Here is an 18,773-nt window from a genome sequence, read left to right as displayed (position 1 = left end):
TCAACCATAATTTATACTTTCTATGTTATAAAAAAGGAATAACTCATTTTCTCGCCATCAATTAATGAAGAGTCATACTTAAATTAAGAGTATCACATCATGCGTCAGTTGAAATGTAAAAACTTCCGCCTTAAAATAGATTTATAGTATTGGAGGAATGGAGCATGCCTAAGTACACGATAGTGGATCAGGAGACGTGCATTGCCTGTGGAGCATGTGGGGCAGCCGCGCCAGATGTATTTGATTATGATGATGAAAGTATCGCATATGCTTTTTTGGATGAAAATAAAGGAGTTAACGCAGTTCCGGAAACGCTGGAGGATGATATGTTGGATGCGTACGAAGGCTGTCCGACAGATTCCATCAAAGTTTCAGATAAACCATTTAATGGTGACCCATTGAAATTTGAAGAAGAGTGAGTTGTCCACACTTTTAAAGGGTTAATGTGGAAGGTCTTCACTCATCAAAAAACAAGTTTCATGTTGCTTTTTAATGAATTTCCCTGAAAAAGCAATCAGCCCTTTTCCTCTGCCGCCTCCCTCATAATCATAATATCCTTTATGCAATAAGTCAAAATAAAGAACAGCCTGCTCTTTATTTTGACTCTGTATAAATAGGGTTTGCGCCTGCAGGTACTCTTATTGGGTCCATCAAATGATAGAAACCTATGTCCCGTATACCGGTATTCTTAAATTCAACTTGTTTATATCCAAAACTTTTGGCAGTCATCAGAATAGCTTCAATCATCGTCATACTTTCCTGGTTTTCAGGTATATTATCAGTGAACGTCAATTGAAGTAAATCGCCCTTCTGTCGGATACTGAATTGGATATTTTCAGGGATTGTTGGTTGTAATTGCAGTTCCTGTTCAGTCTGCTTCATCTCGTCGAATGCAGCAGTAATTTCCGTTTGGTCTCCTGTATTAACCGGAATCAGAAAACGGTGATCGGATTGAGCCGAATTAAACACTTTATATGCTGAATGGTGGAGTTCATTTATTTTCACCTCGTTCACATTGCCAATTGGACCAAGATTAACCTTGCTGGTAAACACAACCTTTCTGATTTGTAACGGGCTAAACATGGATTGTAATGTTTTATTAAACAAATTAGCTTCGGCTCCCGTATTAATCGAAAATGCTTTCGGCAAATCCACTGTTACTATCCCGCTCGACCTATTTATTTCAAATGCTGCGTCAGAAAGCATATATTCACTTGCCAGCCAATTTTCATTGTTAAGATAGTCGCCCATATTATTATATTGCTTATTTATTCCCTCCGTTTCTGGAACAATAAAGGTTAATGGTACGATGAACTGTGCCTGTTTATTTGCAACAGCACCATGCACAATGGATTCAGTATTCTTTTCAGGGCCAACAACATATGATTGAAGGCCATTATCCGATTTAAGTATATTTTTCTTATTGAATTGTACTGGTCCATGATCACCACTTTTATCATTAAAGTTGCTCCTGCTTGCATTCTCCAGTTTTGCTTCATCCTGACTGCTGTTGGTTGAGATATTTCTTTCATTCATTAGAAGCGGTACACTGAAAAGTAGGATAGCCAAAACCATTACTATGCTGAAAACTGGCATAAACCGGATTTTTGGCGAGGACGGCTTTTTGTTCTGTTCCTTTAGACTGGAAGTGATCTGTTTGTACAGCTCCTCCTTGTGTCTGCCACTTTTTATCGGCGGCATCTGTTTTAATGCGTCGGTTACCTGTTTCTTATCGTTGTCTCCGGACTTCATGACCCATTCCCTCCCTTCTGATTCGCTTCAATCATCCGTTTTTCTAACCGCTTTAATCCGCGATGCTGCGTTGTTTTTACTTTACTGATGCTGAAATCCAAAATTTCAGCTGTTTCCTGGATTGAAAATGATTGAATATAACGCAAAATGAGTACACTTTTCTGTTCTGGCGTGCACTTATCCAAATAATGATACATACGTTTTATTTCTTCATTTTGCTCGGCAATTTCGTCAGGAAGCGGGTTCTGATCCGGAAGAAGACGGCCTTTCTCACTCCAATCAAAATAACCGTCTACTCGATTCCTTCTCCGTTTTAAAGAACGGAAAAAGTCGATGGTAACGTGACGGGCAATCGAGAAAAGCCATGTTTTTTCACTGCTGACACCTTTGAATGAATCATAAGATCTCAATACTTTTATATACACTTCTTGTACAAGGTCTTCACACACTTCCTTATCTTTGACCATATAAAAAATGAATTGGTATAAATCCTGATGATATGATTCGTATAATTCATCAAAGAAGGCCTTCATAAGAGTCCCCCTTTCAGTTGATTAGTCGTTTTTCGTGACTATAAGTTTCAGCTTTATAATAACTATATTGGAAATGGCAAAAAAGGGAAAGTGACATGCCGTAACAAGAAAAATACCAGCCCCATTCAGCTGGTATTTTTTAAATAAAAGTGCTTATTTGAATATGTTTTAAATAGATGGGATATGATCGGATAAAACACAATCATAAACATAGCATTACCAACCGCATGATTAACCGAAAAAGGCAAACCGGCAAGATAATACGGCCAAAATTCCCCGGCAATCGAATACGTCATTAACGAAATGACAAAACCGTATAAAAAGCCACTGAATATGGAAAAAACAACGATTATCCAAAAGGGAATTTTTTTAGGATATTTTCCAAGAAGTCCACTTAATAACCCGATTAATCCCCACGAAACAATTTGCCAAACTGTCCATATTCCCATTCCGAGTAGCATATTGGACAAAAAGGTGGTTAAAATCGCCAATAAGATTGCTGCAAACGGTCCAAGCAGCAACCCGCAAATGATAATCAGTGATGTGACAGGCTGTACATTAGGTAGAAAAGCAAAAACAGATCTGCCAACTACCGCAAGTGCTGCAAGTACAGCCAAAAGGGTTAATTTATAAGTGTTCAAAATGCATGCAGATCAAACGTTATTTGATCGCCCGGGGACAATTCAAGTTCTTTTGCACCGACTTTTGCCTGTTCCCCATTGACTGTAAATAACCACGCTGTTTTTCCTTTATCTTGAGAAATACCTTCAATCGATGTAATAAATCCGCCATTATGAGAAGTTTCCACTTTGAAATTATCTTCCATCACTGACATCAAAGTTGATCCCTCCTCAATTTCAATTTCTTTCTTATCAAGCTGTTTTTCCCCTTTATTTTTGGAAAGGGTAATGGTTACTGTTTCTTCATTTTGTTCCGACGCATCGTTACTTTCCGTTGACTCGGCATTCTGATTATTCTGTTCCGTCGACTGATCTTCACTTGTGCCACAGCTAACTAATAATCCGATAACCATTAATAAAGTGATAAATCGCAAAAAAAACTTTTGCATGTTCCCATTCCTCCAGTTCTGTGATTTTTGAGGAGAATTGGGCGCTGGTAACCCGATACTTTCCCGTAAATTCAACCGCATTAAAAAAGCCGACTCCATAAGGTAAGTCGGCATTAAAGACAATCGAACATATAACTGTTTTCCAACATGTATCCGGTTGTCCCAATCGCTCATATCCTCGAAGCATTGAAACGATAGATGACTGGCAGGTCTACTGACTCATGATCACCACCCTACTTTAAGTCCTTCCCGTATGACCTCATACAGTGGATTATACTTATTTCGTCGATCATTTACAGTTGCGAGGACAGTTTCAGCTTTGCACTGAATTCCCTATTAAGTAATACACCAAACATCGTTAACTATTCAATTGCTATTATTATATCATAAATATTTTGGCTGTCCACAGACTCAGTCATGCAGTGGAAGTTTCAATACAAATGTAGTCCCTTCATTCACAATACTGTTAACCGTAATTGTTCCGTTATGCGCATCAACAATATTTTTTGCAATGGACAAACCAAGCCCGGTTCCTTTCTTCTTGCCATTTCTAACCCGTGATTTATCCGCTTTATAAAATCGTTCAAATACAAAAGGAAGATCTTCTTCCGGAATACCACTTCCATTATCTGCAACAGATATCGAGAATTCATTAGCACTGCTTTCAACTGTTACAATAACCCTGCCTTCTTCTCCGGTATGTCTGATTGCATTATCTATCAGATTGGTGAGCACTTGTTCCATCCTGTCTGGATCGATAGTAATTGACTGGTTGGACAGCTTTTTAATAAGTTGCAGATCAACTTTGTTGTCGTTGGCCAATCCGGAAAACTTTTTAATAATTCGCTCCACGTATGGATTTAAATCAACCTTTTCCATACTCAGGCTGATTTGTCCAGCTTCCATTCTTGCAAGGTCCAGTAATTCATTAACTAAACGTCCCATCCGCAGTGACTCCTCATAAATAATCTGAGCAAGTTCTTTTTTCTCTTCCCGGCTTTCTGCGACATCATCAACAATCGCTTCACTATAACCCTGCAGCATGGAAATTGGTGTTCGTAATTCATGCGAAACATTGGCAATAAAGTCTTTACGCAGCTTATCCAGTCTGCGATCTTCCGTCATATCCCGGATTACGGCAACAGCCCCGCGTACATATGATTGATCATATAAAGGAGTCATGATCATTACCCATGTCCTTCCCTGGATATTTATTTCATTAATTGCCTCTTTTTCCTCCTGAATAACATCTTCCAATATTCCATTTAGCGGATCAGGCAATTTATTGTGTTCATCATTTAACCGCAAGTTATTTTCATAATAAAGACTTTCAATTAATCGGTCGGCGGGGGGATTGGTTACCAGCATATCCCCATTTCGGTTCAGTGTTATCACCCCATCTGCCATGGAGCTGACAATACTGGAGAGTTGTTCTTTCTCCTGTCTCAGTGCATTAATATGGAATTTCAGCTGTCTTCCCATTCGATTAAAGGCAATCGCAAGTTCACCTATTTCATCATGGGTAAGGATTGGAACTTTTGTATTAAATTCACCTCTTGTCAAATCGAATGCTGCTTCACGCATTTTTATCAACGGCGAGGTAATTCTGGTTGACAGGAAGAAAGCAAAAATAGTTGTCAATACAATTGCGATTCCTGCTGCCAGCAATATAATTTTCGTTGTATCTGACTTTGTTTTATTCACAACATCCAAGGACTGGTACACAAAAACCGCACCATTATTATGAATTGGTATTCCTACAATCATTGCGCGGTCATTCCCGTTCGGAAGCCGCATTTGTTTCTTTACAGTGTCGCCTTTGCTAAAAACCGAATTCAACGATTTTTCTGTTCGAAACCACTGCTCATCAAGTTCATGCAGATTATCAATGCTATGGGATGACCAAAAATCCCCACCCCCGTATACAACTGCGATATGACTGGCAGGATCCTTTATTAGTCCGGTTGTTTGATAGGCAAGTTCTCTGTCGCCGTATTGCTCAATCATCAGCGAAACTTTATCCGCTGTTTGCATCATTTCATTTTCAGCCTGTTCAACATGAAAGTTCTCAAAAAACTCAAGCAGTAAAATAGTTAAAATAAATAATACAAAAGAAACCAGCAATAAAATTGTTATTGCCAGTTTCCCTACAACACTCCGCCAAAACATCAGACATCATCTACCTCAAATTTATACCCGACACCCCATACTGTGACAATCATTTTTGCAGCGTCTGCGGATACATTATTCAACTTTTCCCGTAACCGTTTTACATGTGTATCAACTGTACGCAAATCGCCAAAGAATTCATATTCCCAAACATCTTTGAGCAAAACTTCACGATTAAACACCTTGTCAGGCGACTTGGCAAGATAACACAGCAACTCATACTCTTTTGGTGTCAATGCGACATCTTTCCCATCCGCAGTAACCCGGTGTGCATCATGATCTATTGTCAAATGCGGAAACACCAATAAATTTCTGGTAGCTGCTCCCTCACTGAAACTGGTTGCAGACACCCTGCGCAGAAGTGCTTTGACACGTAATACAACTTCCCTTGGGCTGAATGGCTTAACAATATAGTCATCCGTACCGACCTCAAAGCCCTGTACACGATTGGATTCCTCACCCTTGGCGGTAAGCATGATAATTGGAGTGGACTTTTCTTTCCGCAGTTCCTCGGTTACTTCGATTCCATCTATTCCAGGCATCATAATATCCAATAAAATGACATCATAATCATTATCCATTGCAAGTTGCAACGCTTCTGATCCATCCGCAGCTTCTTCAACTATGAAGTCCTCTTTTTCCAGATACATTTTAATCAAGCGTCGAATTCTTTCTTCATCATCCACAACTAATACTCTGGCATTTGTCTCCATGGTAGGTCCCCTCCTTTTCGACTGTTTATATAAACCTCCATTCAACGTTATGCATAAGAATGCAGTCCGGCGAGTACAAGATTCACCGCAATTAGATTGAACATAATAATTGCGAATCCCCCAACTGCCAGCCAGGCTGATTTTTCGCCATGCCAGCCCCTGGACAGCCGCAAATGCAAAAACGCGGCGTAGAAGAACCAGGTGACTAACGCCCATACTTCTTTTGGATCCCATCCCCAGAAACGATCCCAGGCAATTTGAGCCCAGATGGCTGCAAATATTAGTCCACCGAGTGTAAATACCGGAAAGCCTATTGCAACCGCACGATAGGAAACCTCATCCAATAAATCCGGCTTTGCTTTTTTCAGGAGCGGCTGAATGGCAGCTCCAATTCTTTTCCTTAAGATGAGCCGTGCCAGCAAATAGATGATAAAACCGGTAATTACCGACCAGATAACCGTGTTGAATTTTCTTGCTGCATCGGCACCACGCATCCATCCTGGTGTTTCAAACCATGGTTCCATTGCACCTTCCGTAACAAGTTTACCTTCATTCGGTCCGGCAATTGCCGGCAGTGGATACGCAGCGGTCAATGTCGTACCTTCTTTTGTATATTCAAACTCGGCCTTGTAATCCATCGCGCTGAATGTAACAGATATTACACTGAACCCGATTAGCACAAAAATGGAAAAAAGGATAACTTCCAGCCAGGCAGTACGTTTGCTTGCCTTCGTCTGATCGATTTGTCTAATCAAGTAAATCAGACCCGCAACAAAACTGATTGACAGAATCGCCTCACCCAATGCGACTGTTGTTACATGAATGTAAAGCATCCAGTGTCTTAATGAAGCGACAAGCGGTGAAATTTCGCTTGGAAACATGCTGGCAAATCCAAGTACCGTCAATGCTATCGGCAGTGCAAACACTCCGAGCACAGGCAGCCGGTAAATGAAATAAATAATGATAAAAGCGAAAACCAGTCCCATACCAAAAAATGTCATAAACTCAAACAGGTTACTGACAGGGACATGTCCGCTTACAACCCATCTCGTTATAAAATAGACCAATTGTGATAAAAAGCCAAGTATCGTAACAACAATCCCAATCGTCCCAGCCTTACCCTTACTTGCATTTTCTTTTGTCTTATTCCCTTTGATTGTAGCACCAAAGAAAAGTGTAGCAATCAAATAAAGGACAAATGCTGTGTAAAGCGTTATATTACTTATATTTAGCAACGTTTCCATTTGTATCCTCCTTTTTCCGGGCGTGTTAAGATCGTTCTTCCAGTTCCTGCTGATCATCAACCATTTTTACATTCGTTCCTTCGATAATACTTTCAATGTCCTTTTTGATACCGTACCAGTTTTTATTCGTGTGTGCTGCCATCATAATTCCTTCATCTGTCGGACGGATCCAGATTCTGCGATGCTGCCAGTACATTCCCTGTATAACACCAATCATAAAAATGGCTGCACCAATGATGAATAATGGCAAGGTATAATCGCGCCGTACAGTTAAACCACTGACATCCCGCATCTCAAAATCCTGAATGCCAAGTTTATACTGATTGTTTTTGCTTGGGTCAACATTTTTACCAATACCGACAAAGCTGACCTCAGCTTTATCACTCCCAGGAGGATAAACAGAAAAAACAAATGCCGGATTTCTAGGATATTTTGTTTTCGATCTTGGCTCACCATCGTCCAAATAGTAATCCGGATAGTATTGTTCCATCACAACCCGAAAACCATTATCCAGCTTATATTCCTTCTTAGGAGAGGTTAGATTGACGGTAATGCTTCCCAATGCTTTTTCTTCCGGGTCATTTGTTTTGTGTATTTTAAAGGTCATGTTCGAAAATTCATTTTGTTGATAGCCGGCCTGATACAGTGTATATCCATCAAACGTTAGCGGATGGTTCATTTTAATCTGGCCTTCTGTCACTTTATCTAATTTCTGTTTTGATCCTGGTACGGAATTTTCACCTTCTTTGTAGATTGTTACGTTTGTTTGATAGTTTTTAACAACTTGTCCTTCTTGTTTAATGGCCTCCTGAAACTTCTCATTTTCCTCGGAATATGTTTCCTTAATAAAATTCTTATTCTTTATGTAATATTCTCCCTCCGTTCCAGGGATAACAGTCTGCTCACCTTCTCTGACCCAAACATATTCATCAATATACATTGGGGTGGTCATTCTTAGCAGTGCAGCAATCAGAACGATTATAAGTCCAATATGATTAACATACGGACCCCAACGGGAAAACCTGCCCTTCTCCGCCAAAATATGTCCATTTTCATTCCGGACATTGTAACGTTTGTTTTTCAAACCAGTTATCAGCTGTTCTTTTTCTTCCGGACTTACATTTTCAGTCTTACTGTATAAACGCTGTCTGTTCAAAAAAGTCTCGTGCCGTTTCGCTTTTTGCATTCTTAAAGCTTTGAAAAGTGGAACAAAGCGGTCAATACTGCATATGACGAGTGACACACCGATTAAGGCAATAAGAATCAGATACCAAGCCGAACCATATAAATTATGAAATCCCAATTGATAATATATCTGCCCCAAAATACCATACGTCTGTTCGTAGTATATCGAAGGATCTCTAGACTCCGCGTCCGCCGGAATATACATCTCCTGTGGAAAAATAGTTCCGATGGCTGAGGCAACAAGTGCAAGTACAATTAACCAGACCCCAATCTTCACGGATGAAAAAAAGTTCCAGGTTTTATCGATAATTGATTTGTTATACGTCTGTGAGCGGCGCGCACTGCCATCATACCGCATGTTCAACAATTTTCTCTTGTCATTGCCATCGATATGCTGATTGCCCTCTACAGGTTTACCGCAAGCTTCACAAAGAACGGTACCTTCAGGGTTCACATGCCCGCATTCACATTTGATGTGTTTCATCGTCATCCCTCACATTATGATGTTACTCTGGTTGAATCTGTTTCAGATAACCTTCCAATTTTTCGAGCGTCAGTGCACCTTCCACAACTTTGACAATTTCACCTTCCGGACTGATGAAGAAAGAAGTTGGAATCGGGACTACATTATAAAGATTCATTACCTGATCCTTCGCGTCATACAGTACAGGGAAAGTCAAGTCATATTTGTCAATAAATTGATGTACAACAAATTCACTTGCATCCAGGTTAACCGTTACAATTTCAACGCCTTTTTTCTTATACTCCGGATAAAGTTTTTGCATATACGGCATTTCTGCCTCACATGGTTTACACCATGTGCCCCAGAAATTCAACATGACGCCTTTTCCTTCAAGGTCACTGAGCTGAACTTTTTCCAGTTTATTATTTTTATTGATCTGATTAAGCACAAAATCGGGTGCATCGTCACCTTCATCGGCATTGGTGTCTGCTTCAGTCAAATTTGAAACGACGGCGTATATTAGTGCAACAAGGAGTACGGCTAATACTGCAGTACGAAAAATCAGCCGGTTTCTCTTTTTAATTTTTTTGTTTGCTTTCCGCTGCTCAGCGCTCATCTTACTCACTCCCTCCGCAAGTATACCATGTAAGCATATTGGCAAATTTGACTATTCTATAACAATTAACGTGACACGTGACGCATTTTTTTTACTTCTTTCGGATTTAACATTCGATGGTCACCCGGCTGCATACCATCGAGGGTTAATAATCCATATCTTTCCCGTTTCAGCTTGGAGACGGGAAAACCGATTCCTTCCATCATGCGTCTAATATGACGGTTTTTTCCTTCATTCAGTGTAATTTCAAGTATCATGGTGTTTTTTGTCCGGTCAACACTCATAATTTTATACCCTACAGCTTTCAATAATTCATTATTGGTCTTCACACCTTTTCGTAACCTGTTCAAATCCTTTTTATCCGGGATTCCTTTAACTTTGCAGACATAAACTTTTTCGACACCATGGCTGGGGTGCATCAAAAGGTTTGCAAATTCCCCGTCATTCGTGAGTAATAATATTCCGGATGTATCATAATCAAGACGGCCAATTGGATAAATTCGCTCCGGAACATCTCCCAGGAAATCAGTAACCACCTTTCTCCCTTTATCATCAGATAAACTGGAAATCACACCCCTCGGCTTATACAGCATATAGTATACCGGAGCTTCCTTTTCCAGTTTGATTCCATTGACCTCAATTTCATCATTGCCTGAAACTTTTGATCCCAGTTCCGTTACAACCTTATGATTAACTTTAACCTTACCATCCGTTATTAGTCTTTCCGCTTTTCTTCGGGAGGTAACCCCGCTTTGCGCAATAACTTTTTGTAAACGTTCCATTTCTAATCACCAAACTTTTCCTTTATTTATGTACTTATTTTTTGACCTTATTTTATCATCATACATAATAATAGCGTTAACCTCATGTTAACGCTAATCATAATACTTATCCAAATATTAATGTAACGATAATAATCGAAGCAATTATACCAACTAAATCAGCCAATAGTCCAACCTTTACTGCGTACCCCATTTTTCTGATCCCGACCGCTCCGAAATAAACGGTTAGGATATAAAGGGTTGTATCGGTGCTCCCCTGCATGGTAGACGCCAGACGCCCGATGAATGAATCCGGATCATGTGTCTGGATTAATTCAGTCGTCATTCCCAGTGCAGCTGTTCCCGATATTGGTCTGACGAGTGCCAATGGAATGATATCCGGGGGAATTCCAATCTGTACAAGAAAGGGAGTAATCAAATTAATAAACGCTTCAAGTGCACCCGAGCTCCGTAAGATGGCAATGGAAACAATCATGCCGACTAAAAAAGGAAGTAAAGAAAATGCCATGCTGACACCTTCTTTTCCTCCCTCAACAAACATTTCATAGGTTGGGACCCGCTTCCAGGTGGCAACAACCAATACAATCAAAATAAAACAAGGAATCAGCCAGGTACTGACAGCAGTAACAATTCCCATTTCATTTCCTCCTGATACTTCTGTAGTAAAATATCCGATCAATCAGCAGTGCACTCAAGGATGAAATCGTAGTAGCGATGATGGTTGTCCCAACAATTTCGGTTGGTGCAGCCGAATCATACTGCATGCGAATGGCAATCACAGTAGTTGGGATTAAGGTGAGACTGGATGTATTCAACGCCAGAAATGTTATCATGGATCTTGAAGCAGTATCCGATCCGCTTAACTCTTTCATTTGCTCCATCGCTTTAATACCCATTGGGGTCGCTGCATTCCCAAGACCAAAAATATTCGCAGTAAAGTTCGACAAAATGTACCCCATCGCCGGGTGGTCTTTTGGGATATCCGGAAATATCTTTGCGACAATCGGACGAAACGCCCTTGTCATCACGCGCAATATCCCCGCTTTTTCCGCTACTTTCATAATGCCAAGCCAAAACACCAGAACACTTATCAGGCCGATCGATAATGCAACTGCTTCATCCGCACTTTCGAATACCGCTTTATTAACCTCATCCATCGTTCCATTAAACATCGCGTAAATGATGCCAACAACGGCCATTGCTGCCCATATCAGATTTACCATATCAATACATTCCCAACATCCGTTGATACGCCTGCTTGATATACGACAGGAAATCTTCTTTTTTCTGTTCCGCATAAATTGGTGTTTCCAGCACCGGAACAGAGTCAATGAAGTAAATGGTTTTACCGATAATATTCTGTGCATCCTCTTCTGAAGCCTTTTTTAAAATAAACGATTGACTTTCAACGGCTCCTGTTTCCTGCTGATTTAACGGATAGACAATGTCATGATGTAAATAGCCAATAGTACTCTCGGAGGAATTATTCAGATCGTATTCCACTCTGCCTTTGTTCCCAAGTGTTTTCATGTCAAATTTGTCAAACCCCCACTCGAACATGGACATATGATCCTGCCAGTCATCCGGCCCATTCAGTGTTACAGCAATCAGATTCATATCTTTCTTTTTGGCTGTCGAAACGAGCGTCCTTCCGGCAACTTGTGTATAGCCGGTTTTTCCTCCAGTGCAATATTCATAAAGCTTGGTCAGTAATTTATTTTTGTTTTGCCACGAATAAGAACGCTTTTCTGATTTATATGTTTTGGTCCCGGTGATTTTTCGGAATTGTTTATTGTTCATTGCATATCGCATAAGCAGGGCCATATCATAGGCTGTGGAATAATGGTTGTCCGAATCCAGTCCGTGCGGGTTCGCGAACGATGTATTTGTCATACCAATCCATCTCGCCTTTTTATTCATCAGGTGTACAAAACCTTCCACACTTCCTCCCACATGTTCGCTTATTGCGACTGCTGCATCATTTCCGGAACGGAGCATAAGTCCATAAACCAAATCTTTCAATTTCATTTTTTCCCCTTGTTCCAAATAGATGGACGAGCCCTCTGTATATACTGCCCGTTTGCTGGCAGTTACTGTTTCATTCATCATGCCTGATTCAATTGCAATAATAGCTGTCATGATTTTCGTTATACTGGCAATTGGTTGTTTTTGATGTGCATTCTTGGCAAATAACACCCGACCGGAAGACTGCTCCATTAATACGGCATTGTTCGCGGAAACACCCGGTTTTGCTTGTCCAATTGCAGGGAATACGATTAAACTTATTAACAGGCCGATGGCGATTATAATATGACGCATGTACGTTCCTCCCGCTTTCAGAAGACTATTCTGTACAGTTTATGCATCACTTGGACGGATATGCCTGATTAAAAATAATCCACGCATAATCTGCGTGGATGGTAGTATAACTCTGATTATTATGTATCGAAGTTTCCGAAGAATAGATCGGCTCCCTGGTCCAAATCCTTGTCATTATCCGGAAGCGGTGGCAGTTCCTCTAGAGATGTCAGTCCAAAGTAAGTCAGGAAGTCTTTAGTAGTACCAAATAGGATTGGGCGGCCGATTCCTTCCCTTCTGCCTACTTCCTCAATTAGTGACCTTGCGACCAAAGTCTGTACTGGCCGATCACTTTTAACACCCCTGATATCCTCAATTTCAGTTCTTGTAATTGGTTGGCGATAAGCAATAATGGCGAGTGTCTCCAAGGCTGCCTGGGACATTTTCGTCATTTGCGGGGATTCAAGATACTTTTTGAAATAGGTGCTGTGTTCCGCTTTCGTTGTCAGAAAAAAAGCTTTGTTTGATTGCATGATCATGACGCCACGATTGCTTTGATGATAGTTATTTTTTAATTCATCAAGCACATGGTGAACGGTGGTATCTGTAATATCAAGGACCGATGCTAATTGTTTTGCGGTAATTCCTTCATCACCGCTTGCAAACAGTAATCCTTCAACAATACCTTTCATTTTACTTAATTCCACTTTCAATCCCCCAAATAAACAACATATAATGCATCTAAATGTTTTTCCTGTATACAAGAAATCTGATGTTCTTTCATTAACTCCAGTACAGCCATAAACGTCGCAACAATGTGCCCCCTCGATGGTGTTTCAAATAATTGATCAAAGGAAACACGGGTTCCGGAATCTTTTATAATCTGAAGTACCTCAGTCATTCGTTGTTCAATTGGTATTTCCCCACGCTGTACTTTTGTTTCCAGTGGAGCATTCCATTTTTTGCGTTCAAATACCTTTTCCAGTGCATGCAGCATATCATAGATTGATGTATCATTTTTTTCAATAGCCGATTTTCGTTCTGTCTGTTCGAATGCTGCTGGAGGCCTGGTGAAAATCTGATGATCATTGTTTTCTTTCTCCCTAAGCTTTTCGGCAGCCGCTTTGTATTTCCGATATTCCACCAGACGTTGCATTAATTCTTCACGCGGGTCCTCCATATATTCCTCGTCCTCTTCGTCTATTTGCTGAACAGGGAGCAGCATCTGGCTCTTTATCGCAAGAAGTGTAGCTGCCATTACAAGGTATTCACTCGCAACATTCAGTTCCAACTGCTGCATCGTGTGTATGTAATGCATATACTGTTCGGTAATCCGGGCAACAGGGATATCGTAAATATCGATTTCATAGTGATTGACTAAATGAAGAAGTAAATCAAGAGGTCCCTCAAATGTATCCAATTTAACCTGGTACGGTTCGTTCATAATTCTCTCCCTTTAGAAAACCTGGTATTTCGAGCCTGGCCGTTTATTTCCTGTGCTGTTTATTAGTGTTGTCCATCTTTCTAATTGCATACTTTTGATTTGTCCCAACCTGCTCCATCACAAGCAAAAGTTCAACGGCAAACGAAAAATAGTTTTTTTGTCATAGATGCCTATACATGATACCTGTTGCAGACATATGTTATTACGTAAGATAAATGTTAACAAAATAACATTTATTCGTTAAGTGAAAAAGGAGGAATTCAGTTATGAGTGGCAATTATGGTGGAGGATTTGCGTTAATCGTCGTACTGTTCATACTGCTCATTATCGTTGGTGCTGCCTGGATGTAAGTCCGACACATCCAGTTACACCAAAAATAACTAGCTTAACAATAGCCAGCTCCTAAGCGAGCTGGCTATTGTTTATTTGCACTAATCCCGTTGTTGACTTTTGTTGGAATCATTGTATTTATTAAAAAAGTTTTGTGTAAATTCATCTGCACAGACTGCATATTTATCACTGTACATTTTATTAATTTCTTCAACCATTTTTTTACCGATACCCATATTCCGATGTGATGGATTTACCGATATATGCTGCACAACAGCATTTATATCATTTTCTATCTTTACTCCAATCGCACCTGTTACATCTTCTTCTTTCCATAAGAAGAGTTGCCAGTCAGGATTTGTTTCATATTCCTTTATGGTCTGCTGCAATTTCTTCACATCTTTACCCTCTGGCATAAAGGACAACAATCCCATTGCTATTTTTTCCATATTCTTTTTATATCGAATTAACATAGATACCCCTCATTATGAAAATAACTTTTCAAAATTTATTGGCAAGTAATGTAAGTTGTATATATATTTATGCCTTATCTTGCTTCATTTGTCAAATTACTTTTAGAATACAAAAATAAACCAATAAACGGATCCTGCAGTAAAACCAATCAGCAGTAAAATGACCAGTAATAACCAATTTTTTTTACGTTGGTTCAATTAACTCATCCTTTATAAAGTATTCCCCTTACAGATGTTAATCATACCGCTGACTTCTTGGTTTCATCAGCTGATGGATTCAAATTCACCGAGGAATCTTAATTACTCTGAAACTATCCTTATTTCTTTCATTTTATCACCGTTCTTCATCACTTTTGCATGTTCAATTCCCGAAGTTACCTGCCCGAAAACGGTATGAACCCCATTTAAATGTGGTTGTTCTTCATGCACAATAAAAAACTGGCAGCTGCCTGTATCCTTTCCGGCATGTGCCATGGACAATGTACCTTCAACATGTTTGTGCGGATTGCCTTCTGTTTCACACTTAATTGTATACCCGGCAGATCCGGTGCCATTGCCGTTCGGACAACCGCCCTGACTGACAAAGCCATCGATTACCCTATGAAAGGTTAATCCATCATAAAACATATCGTTCGACAATTGTTCAAAATTCTTCACAGTATTTGGAGCCTCATCCGGATAAAGCTCAAATTCAATTTTATTGCCATTTTCCATTAATATATAGCCTGTTTTACTCATTTCGACATCCCCTTTTAGATTCTTAAACACCTGTATATTTTATCATTTTACAACATTTATTGAAAGTAGCCTGTAAAGTCTACTCATAGCTTAAATCATTTTTTAACAAATCCTGATGGGTTTCTCTTTTGACGACCAGCTTATCCCGGCTGTTTTCGACAAAAACAACTGCAGGATTGGGAAACCTGTTATAATGATTAGCCATCGAATATCCGTATGCCCCGGTAGAAAAGACTGCCAGCACATCTCCGCTATCAACTTGTGGCAGTGGAAGATTCCAGATAAGCATATCACCGGATTCACAACATTTTCCGGCTACCGAAACCTTGCCCGAAACATCTGCACCTGCTTTATTTGCCAAAACTCCTTCATATTTCGCCTGATACAATGCCGGTCTGAGGTTATCCGTCATACCTCCATCCACCGATATGTATGTGCGAACGCTAGGTATTTCTTTTATGGATCCGATCGAATATAACGTCAATCCCGCATTCCCGGCGATGGAGCGGCCAGGCTCAATCCAAATTTCCGGTAAAGGGATGTCAAGCTGATCTGCGTGTTTTTTTACCGTATTCACTAATTCCTGAACGTAGGTTGAATATGGAAGCGGTTTGTCCTCACCTGTATAACGGATACCGAATCCGCCACCAAGATTTAGGACTTCCGGTGTGAAGTCATGCATATCCTTCCACGATTTGAGTTTCCGAAATAACATTTCAGCTGCCAGTTTAAATCCATCTGTTTCAAATATCTGTGACCCAAGATGGCAATGCAGCCCTTTAAATCTGATTTTGTTATGTTGCATTAAGTGCAGAAAAGCCTGATCTGCCTGTCCATTATGAAGGTTGAATCCAAACTTGGAGTCTTCATTTCCGGTCATAATATAGTGATGTGTCTTTGATTCAATTCCGGGAGTTACACGCATCAGAACGTCTATTTCAGTTTGGTGTTCCTCCAGAAGACTGCTGATCAGCTCAATTTCATAAAAATTATCGACTACGATACAGCCAATCCCATGTTCTATGGCCATGGTTAGTTCGGCCCGGCTTTTGTTGTTTCCGTGCAAATGTATTTTATCGACAGGAAAATCCGCCTGCAATGCTGTATAAAGTTCACCTTGAGACACAACATCCAAACTCAGATTTTCCTGTTTGATTACCTGCAGCATTGCAATCGATGAAAAAGCTTTACTCGCGTATGCTACCTGTGCCTTTACACCCAAATTGTTAAACGTATCGACAAATGCCCGGCAATTTTGTCGTATAACTGATACATCATATACATAAAGTGGTGTTCCATATTTGGATGCTAATTCCATTGAATCCATTCCGCCTATTTCAAGATGACCATTTTCCGTAATTGAAAACGGGTGATTTTCCAGTGCCATAATACATTTCTCCTAATCAAAATAATAGAAATACTGTATCATAAGCTTATAAAAAACGAAAGGATAATGCCGGTTTTTTTGCGGATTATCGCTTGCCTGCAGGTTGACGATAGTTATTGCGCGGGTGAACAATGCTGGGCCGTTTGTTTGATTTGGGTACCGGAACACGAATCAGAATCTGTGCAAGTGCTCCCGCATTAAACGGCAGGAATGGCCACAAATATGGCGTTCGGATTGAACGAAGCCGTACCAGATACATAATATAAAGGGTAAATCCGATGGCAAACCCGATTACCCCGAAAAAGCCCGTCACTACGATTAATATAAATCGGGTGAGCTTATTAGCCACACTCAGCTCATAACTTGGCGTAACATATGAGCCAATCGCACTTACAGAAACATATAAAATCACTTCCGGTCCAAACATGCCTACATCAATTGCGATTTGCCCGATCAGAACAGCAGCAATTAAGCCCATTGCAGTTGATAATGGGGTCGGTGTATGAATGGCTGCCATCCTCAAGAATTCCACCCCAAGGTCCGCCAATATAATTTGCAGGACAATTGGAACATTCCCTTCTTCCTGTGGTCCGATAAATGCCAGTTCTTTTGGAAGTAATGACGGCTCAATTGCAAACAGCAGCCAGAGCGGGAGTAAAAAGACGGATGCCAGTATTGCCAAAAACCGTACCCATCTGATAAACGATCCGATTATTGGTGCCTGCCGGTATTCTTCGGCATGTTGAACATGATGAAAATAAGTTGTTGGTAAAATAATAACGCTTGGTGACGTGTCAACTATTAATAAAACATGTCCCTCCAATAAATGGTTGGAAGCAACATCCGGCCGTTCCGTGTAACGAACCAGCGGGTATGGATTCCAGCCGCGTTGAACAATAAATTCCTCTATTGTTTTATCTGCCATGGGAATGCCGCCAATTTCAATATCATTTACTCTGTCTTTGATAACCTTAACAAGTCCATCATCTGCTACATCATCCAAATAACAAACACACAAATCTGTTTTGGAGCGTTCGCCCACTTTCATCATTTCAAAACGAAGCCTCGCATCGCGAATTCTTCTTCTTGTTAAAGCTGTATTTTCAATAACATTTTCAGTATAACCGTCACGCGATCCCCTGACTACATGCTCCGTATCCGGTTCCTGTGGAGTACGACCAGGGTATTTCCGAACATCAACGATAAAGGATTGTTTTTCCCCGTTCACGAAAATAACAATCAACCCTGACAATAACTGGTCTACTGCTTCATCCATGTTTTCAGTTGCCTTTACTTGCTGATGTATAATCCGGTTGTGTATTATTTCGGGAATCTTCCTTCGCTCACGCTCACTATCATTAATATCAATCAATTTTTTTATTAATTCAGCAATGACGGATGAATCACAAAGTCCTGTTACATAATAAATCTGGACTTTTGTTTTTAACAGGGTCAATTCCCGAAAACCCAGGTCAAACGATGTACCAAGACCTATTTTATCTTTCATGTAAGCTTCATTTTCTTTGATTTTGCCTGATACATGGCTATAATCTTGTTGTTGTTTCATGATTAAACAC

21 protein-coding genes and 1 riboswitch are annotated in these 18,773 nt (G+C 40.2%); of the genes, 2 read left to right on the top strand and 19 right to left on the bottom strand.

The window, feature by feature from the left end:
- The first annotated feature begins 164 nt into the window (after window positions 1–164).
- Window positions 165–419, top strand: a complete 255-nt coding sequence (locus ABD010_RS07580; protein ID WP_343811733.1) for a ferredoxin — start codon at window positions 165–167, stop codon at window positions 417–419.
- A gap of 175 nt (window positions 420–594) precedes the next feature.
- Here the strand turns inward: ABD010_RS07580 and ABD010_RS07575 are convergent, their stop codons facing one another.
- The 15 genes from ABD010_RS07575 to ABD010_RS07505 form a co-directional block, all read right to left on the bottom strand.
- Complete coding sequence (locus ABD010_RS07575; protein ID WP_343811731.1) at window positions 595–1,752, bottom strand: GerMN domain-containing protein; 1,158 nt, start codon at window positions 1,750–1,752, stop codon at window positions 595–597.
- The gene (gene sigX, locus ABD010_RS07570; RefSeq protein ID WP_343811729.1) at window positions 1,749–2,285 is read right to left on the bottom strand and encodes an RNA polymerase sigma factor SigX; all 537 of its coding nucleotides are present in this window, start codon (window positions 2,283–2,285) and stop codon (window positions 1,749–1,751) included. Before sigX ends, ABD010_RS07575 begins: the two co-directional genes overlap by 4 nt.
- 125 nt (window positions 2,286–2,410) lie before the next feature.
- The gene (locus tag ABD010_RS07565) at window positions 2,411–2,926 is read right to left on the bottom strand and encodes an ECF transporter S component (RefSeq protein ID WP_343811727.1); all 516 of its coding nucleotides are present in this window, start codon (window positions 2,924–2,926) and stop codon (window positions 2,411–2,413) included.
- Window positions 2,923–3,354, bottom strand: coding sequence for a DUF4430 domain-containing protein (locus ABD010_RS07560; RefSeq protein WP_343811725.1), 432 nt, complete (start codon window positions 3,352–3,354; stop codon window positions 2,923–2,925). The genes ABD010_RS07565 and ABD010_RS07560 overlap by 4 nt, the downstream gene beginning before the upstream one ends.
- A 187-nt stretch (window positions 3,355–3,541) precedes the next feature.
- Window positions 3,542–3,722: riboswitch (cobalamin riboswitch) on the bottom strand.
- 43 nt (window positions 3,723–3,765) lie between these two features.
- On the bottom strand, window positions 3,766–5,523 hold the full coding sequence (locus ABD010_RS07555; protein ID WP_343811723.1) for an ATP-binding protein: 1,758 nt from the start codon (window positions 5,521–5,523) through the stop codon (window positions 3,766–3,768).
- Window positions 5,523–6,236 (bottom strand): response regulator transcription factor, encoded by a 714-nt coding sequence (locus tag ABD010_RS07550; RefSeq protein WP_343811721.1) that lies wholly within the window; start codon window positions 6,234–6,236, stop codon window positions 5,523–5,525. The genes ABD010_RS07555 and ABD010_RS07550 overlap by 1 nt, the downstream gene beginning before the upstream one ends.
- Window positions 6,237–6,283: 47 nt before the next feature.
- Window positions 6,284–7,480, bottom strand: a complete 1,197-nt coding sequence (gene ccsB, locus ABD010_RS07545; RefSeq protein WP_343811719.1) for a c-type cytochrome biogenesis protein CcsB — start codon at window positions 7,478–7,480, stop codon at window positions 6,284–6,286.
- Between the two features lie 25 nt (window positions 7,481–7,505).
- A complete protein-coding gene (gene resB / locus ABD010_RS07540) occupies window positions 7,506–9,149 on the bottom strand; it encodes a cytochrome c biogenesis protein ResB (RefSeq protein WP_343811717.1) in 1,644 nt (547 codons plus the stop codon).
- Window positions 9,150–9,171: 22 nt separating this feature from the next.
- On the bottom strand, window positions 9,172–9,744 hold the full coding sequence (gene resA / locus ABD010_RS07535) for a thiol-disulfide oxidoreductase ResA (RefSeq protein WP_343811715.1): 573 nt from the start codon (window positions 9,742–9,744) through the stop codon (window positions 9,172–9,174).
- 65 nt (window positions 9,745–9,809) lie between these two features.
- Window positions 9,810–10,526: a pseudouridine synthase gene (locus ABD010_RS07530; protein ID WP_343811713.1), complete on the bottom strand. Its 717-nt coding sequence runs from the start codon at window positions 10,524–10,526 to the stop codon at window positions 9,810–9,812.
- A gap of 106 nt (window positions 10,527–10,632) precedes the next feature.
- Window positions 10,633–11,163 (bottom strand): spore maturation protein, encoded by a 531-nt coding sequence (locus ABD010_RS07525; protein WP_343811711.1) that lies wholly within the window; start codon window positions 11,161–11,163, stop codon window positions 10,633–10,635.
- A gap of 1 nt (window position 11,164) precedes the next feature.
- Window positions 11,165–11,749: a nucleoside recognition domain-containing protein gene (locus ABD010_RS07520; RefSeq protein WP_343811709.1), complete on the bottom strand. Its 585-nt coding sequence runs from the start codon at window positions 11,747–11,749 to the stop codon at window positions 11,165–11,167.
- 1 nt (window position 11,750) lies between these two features.
- On the bottom strand, window positions 11,751–12,845 hold the full coding sequence (locus ABD010_RS07515) for a D-alanyl-D-alanine carboxypeptidase family protein (protein WP_343811707.1): 1,095 nt from the start codon (window positions 12,843–12,845) through the stop codon (window positions 11,751–11,753).
- 119 nt (window positions 12,846–12,964) lie between these two features.
- Complete coding sequence (scpB, locus tag ABD010_RS07510; RefSeq protein WP_343811705.1) at window positions 12,965–13,531, bottom strand: SMC-Scp complex subunit ScpB; 567 nt, start codon at window positions 13,529–13,531, stop codon at window positions 12,965–12,967.
- A 2-nt stretch (window positions 13,532–13,533) separates the two neighbouring features.
- Window positions 13,534–14,268, bottom strand: a complete 735-nt coding sequence (locus tag ABD010_RS07505) for a segregation/condensation protein A (RefSeq protein WP_343811703.1) — start codon at window positions 14,266–14,268, stop codon at window positions 13,534–13,536.
- Window positions 14,269–14,534: 266 nt separating this feature from the next.
- On the opposite strand from ABD010_RS07505, the gene ABD010_RS07500 reads away from it, so the two are divergent.
- Window positions 14,535–14,618, top strand: coding sequence for a YjcZ family sporulation protein (locus tag ABD010_RS07500; RefSeq protein ID WP_077326775.1), 84 nt, complete (start codon window positions 14,535–14,537; stop codon window positions 14,616–14,618).
- A gap of 81 nt (window positions 14,619–14,699) precedes the next feature.
- On the opposite strand, the gene ABD010_RS07495 is transcribed toward ABD010_RS07500, so the two are convergent.
- The 4 genes from ABD010_RS07495 to ABD010_RS07480 all read right to left on the bottom strand — a co-directional run bounded on the left by ABD010_RS07495 (window position 14,700) and on the right by ABD010_RS07480 (window position 18,763).
- A complete protein-coding gene (locus ABD010_RS07495) occupies window positions 14,700–15,071 on the bottom strand; it encodes a GNAT family N-acetyltransferase (protein WP_343811701.1) in 372 nt (123 codons plus the stop codon).
- A 300-nt stretch (window positions 15,072–15,371) separates the two neighbouring features.
- Window positions 15,372–15,809: a peptidylprolyl isomerase gene (locus tag ABD010_RS07490; RefSeq protein WP_343811699.1), complete on the bottom strand. Its 438-nt coding sequence runs from the start codon at window positions 15,807–15,809 to the stop codon at window positions 15,372–15,374.
- A 79-nt stretch (window positions 15,810–15,888) separates the two neighbouring features.
- Window positions 15,889–17,196 carry a diaminopimelate decarboxylase gene (gene lysA / locus ABD010_RS07485; RefSeq protein ID WP_343811697.1) on the bottom strand — a complete coding sequence of 436 codons (1,308 nt, stop codon included), beginning with the start codon at window positions 17,194–17,196 and terminating at the stop codon, window positions 15,889–15,891.
- Between the two features lie 85 nt (window positions 17,197–17,281).
- Window positions 17,282–18,763 (bottom strand): spore germination protein, encoded by a 1,482-nt coding sequence (locus tag ABD010_RS07480; RefSeq protein ID WP_343811695.1) that lies wholly within the window; start codon window positions 18,761–18,763, stop codon window positions 17,282–17,284.
- Window positions 18,764–18,773 lie beyond the last annotated feature (10 nt).

The sequence above is a fragment of the Virgibacillus siamensis genome (genome assembly GCF_039522605.1).
GTDB classification, from domain to species: domain Bacteria; phylum Bacillota; class Bacilli; order Bacillales; family Amphibacillaceae; genus Lentibacillus; species Lentibacillus siamensis.
Note: the sequence above shows the minus strand (reverse complement) of the source record. Positions and strands in the feature narration are given on the sequence as shown.

Excerpts from the sequence above, each read along its gene's own strand:
- resB (WP_343811717.1), bottom strand. The coding sequence starts at position 9,149 with ATGAAACACATCAAATGTGAATGCGGGCATGTGAACCCTGAAGGTACC.
- ABD010_RS07480 (WP_343811695.1), bottom strand. The coding sequence starts at position 18,763 with ATGAAACAACAACAAGATTATAGCCATGTATCAGGCAAAATCAAAGAA.
- ABD010_RS07580 (WP_343811733.1), top strand. The coding sequence starts at position 165 with ATGCCTAAGTACACGATAGTGGATCAGGAGACGTGCATTGCCTGTGGA.
- ABD010_RS07500 (WP_077326775.1), top strand. The coding sequence starts at position 14,535 with ATGAGTGGCAATTATGGTGGAGGATTTGCGTTAATCGTCGTACTGTTC.
- ABD010_RS07505 (WP_343811703.1), bottom strand. The coding sequence starts at position 14,268 with ATGAACGAACCGTACCAGGTTAAATTGGATACATTTGAGGGACCTCTT.
- ABD010_RS07555 (WP_343811723.1), bottom strand. The coding sequence starts at position 5,523 with ATGTTTTGGCGGAGTGTTGTAGGGAAACTGGCAATAACAATTTTATTG.
- ABD010_RS07515 (WP_343811707.1), bottom strand. The coding sequence starts at position 12,845 with ATGCGTCATATTATAATCGCCATCGGCCTGTTAATAAGTTTAATCGTA.
- sigX (WP_343811729.1), bottom strand. The coding sequence starts at position 2,285 with ATGAAGGCCTTCTTTGATGAATTATACGAATCATATCATCAGGATTTA.
- ABD010_RS07525 (WP_343811711.1), bottom strand. The coding sequence starts at position 11,163 with ATGGGAATTGTTACTGCTGTCAGTACCTGGCTGATTCCTTGTTTTATT.
- ABD010_RS07530 (WP_343811713.1), bottom strand. The coding sequence starts at position 10,526 with ATGGAACGTTTACAAAAAGTTATTGCGCAAAGCGGGGTTACCTCCCGA.
- resA (WP_343811715.1), bottom strand. The coding sequence starts at position 9,744 with ATGAGCGCTGAGCAGCGGAAAGCAAACAAAAAAATTAAAAAGAGAAAC.
- ABD010_RS07520 (WP_343811709.1), bottom strand. The coding sequence starts at position 11,749 with ATGGTAAATCTGATATGGGCAGCAATGGCCGTTGTTGGCATCATTTAC.
- ABD010_RS07560 (WP_343811725.1), bottom strand. The coding sequence starts at position 3,354 with ATGCAAAAGTTTTTTTTGCGATTTATCACTTTATTAATGGTTATCGGA.
- ccsB (WP_343811719.1), bottom strand. The coding sequence starts at position 7,480 with ATGGAAACGTTGCTAAATATAAGTAATATAACGCTTTACACAGCATTT.
- lysA (WP_343811697.1), bottom strand. The coding sequence starts at position 17,196 with ATGGCACTGGAAAATCACCCGTTTTCAATTACGGAAAATGGTCATCTT.
- ABD010_RS07495 (WP_343811701.1), bottom strand. The coding sequence starts at position 15,071 with ATGTTAATTCGATATAAAAAGAATATGGAAAAAATAGCAATGGGATTG.
- ABD010_RS07550 (WP_343811721.1), bottom strand. The coding sequence starts at position 6,236 with ATGGAGACAAATGCCAGAGTATTAGTTGTGGATGATGAAGAAAGAATT.
- ABD010_RS07575 (WP_343811731.1), bottom strand. The coding sequence starts at position 1,752 with ATGAAGTCCGGAGACAACGATAAGAAACAGGTAACCGACGCATTAAAA.
- ABD010_RS07490 (WP_343811699.1), bottom strand. The coding sequence starts at position 15,809 with ATGAGTAAAACAGGCTATATATTAATGGAAAATGGCAATAAAATTGAA.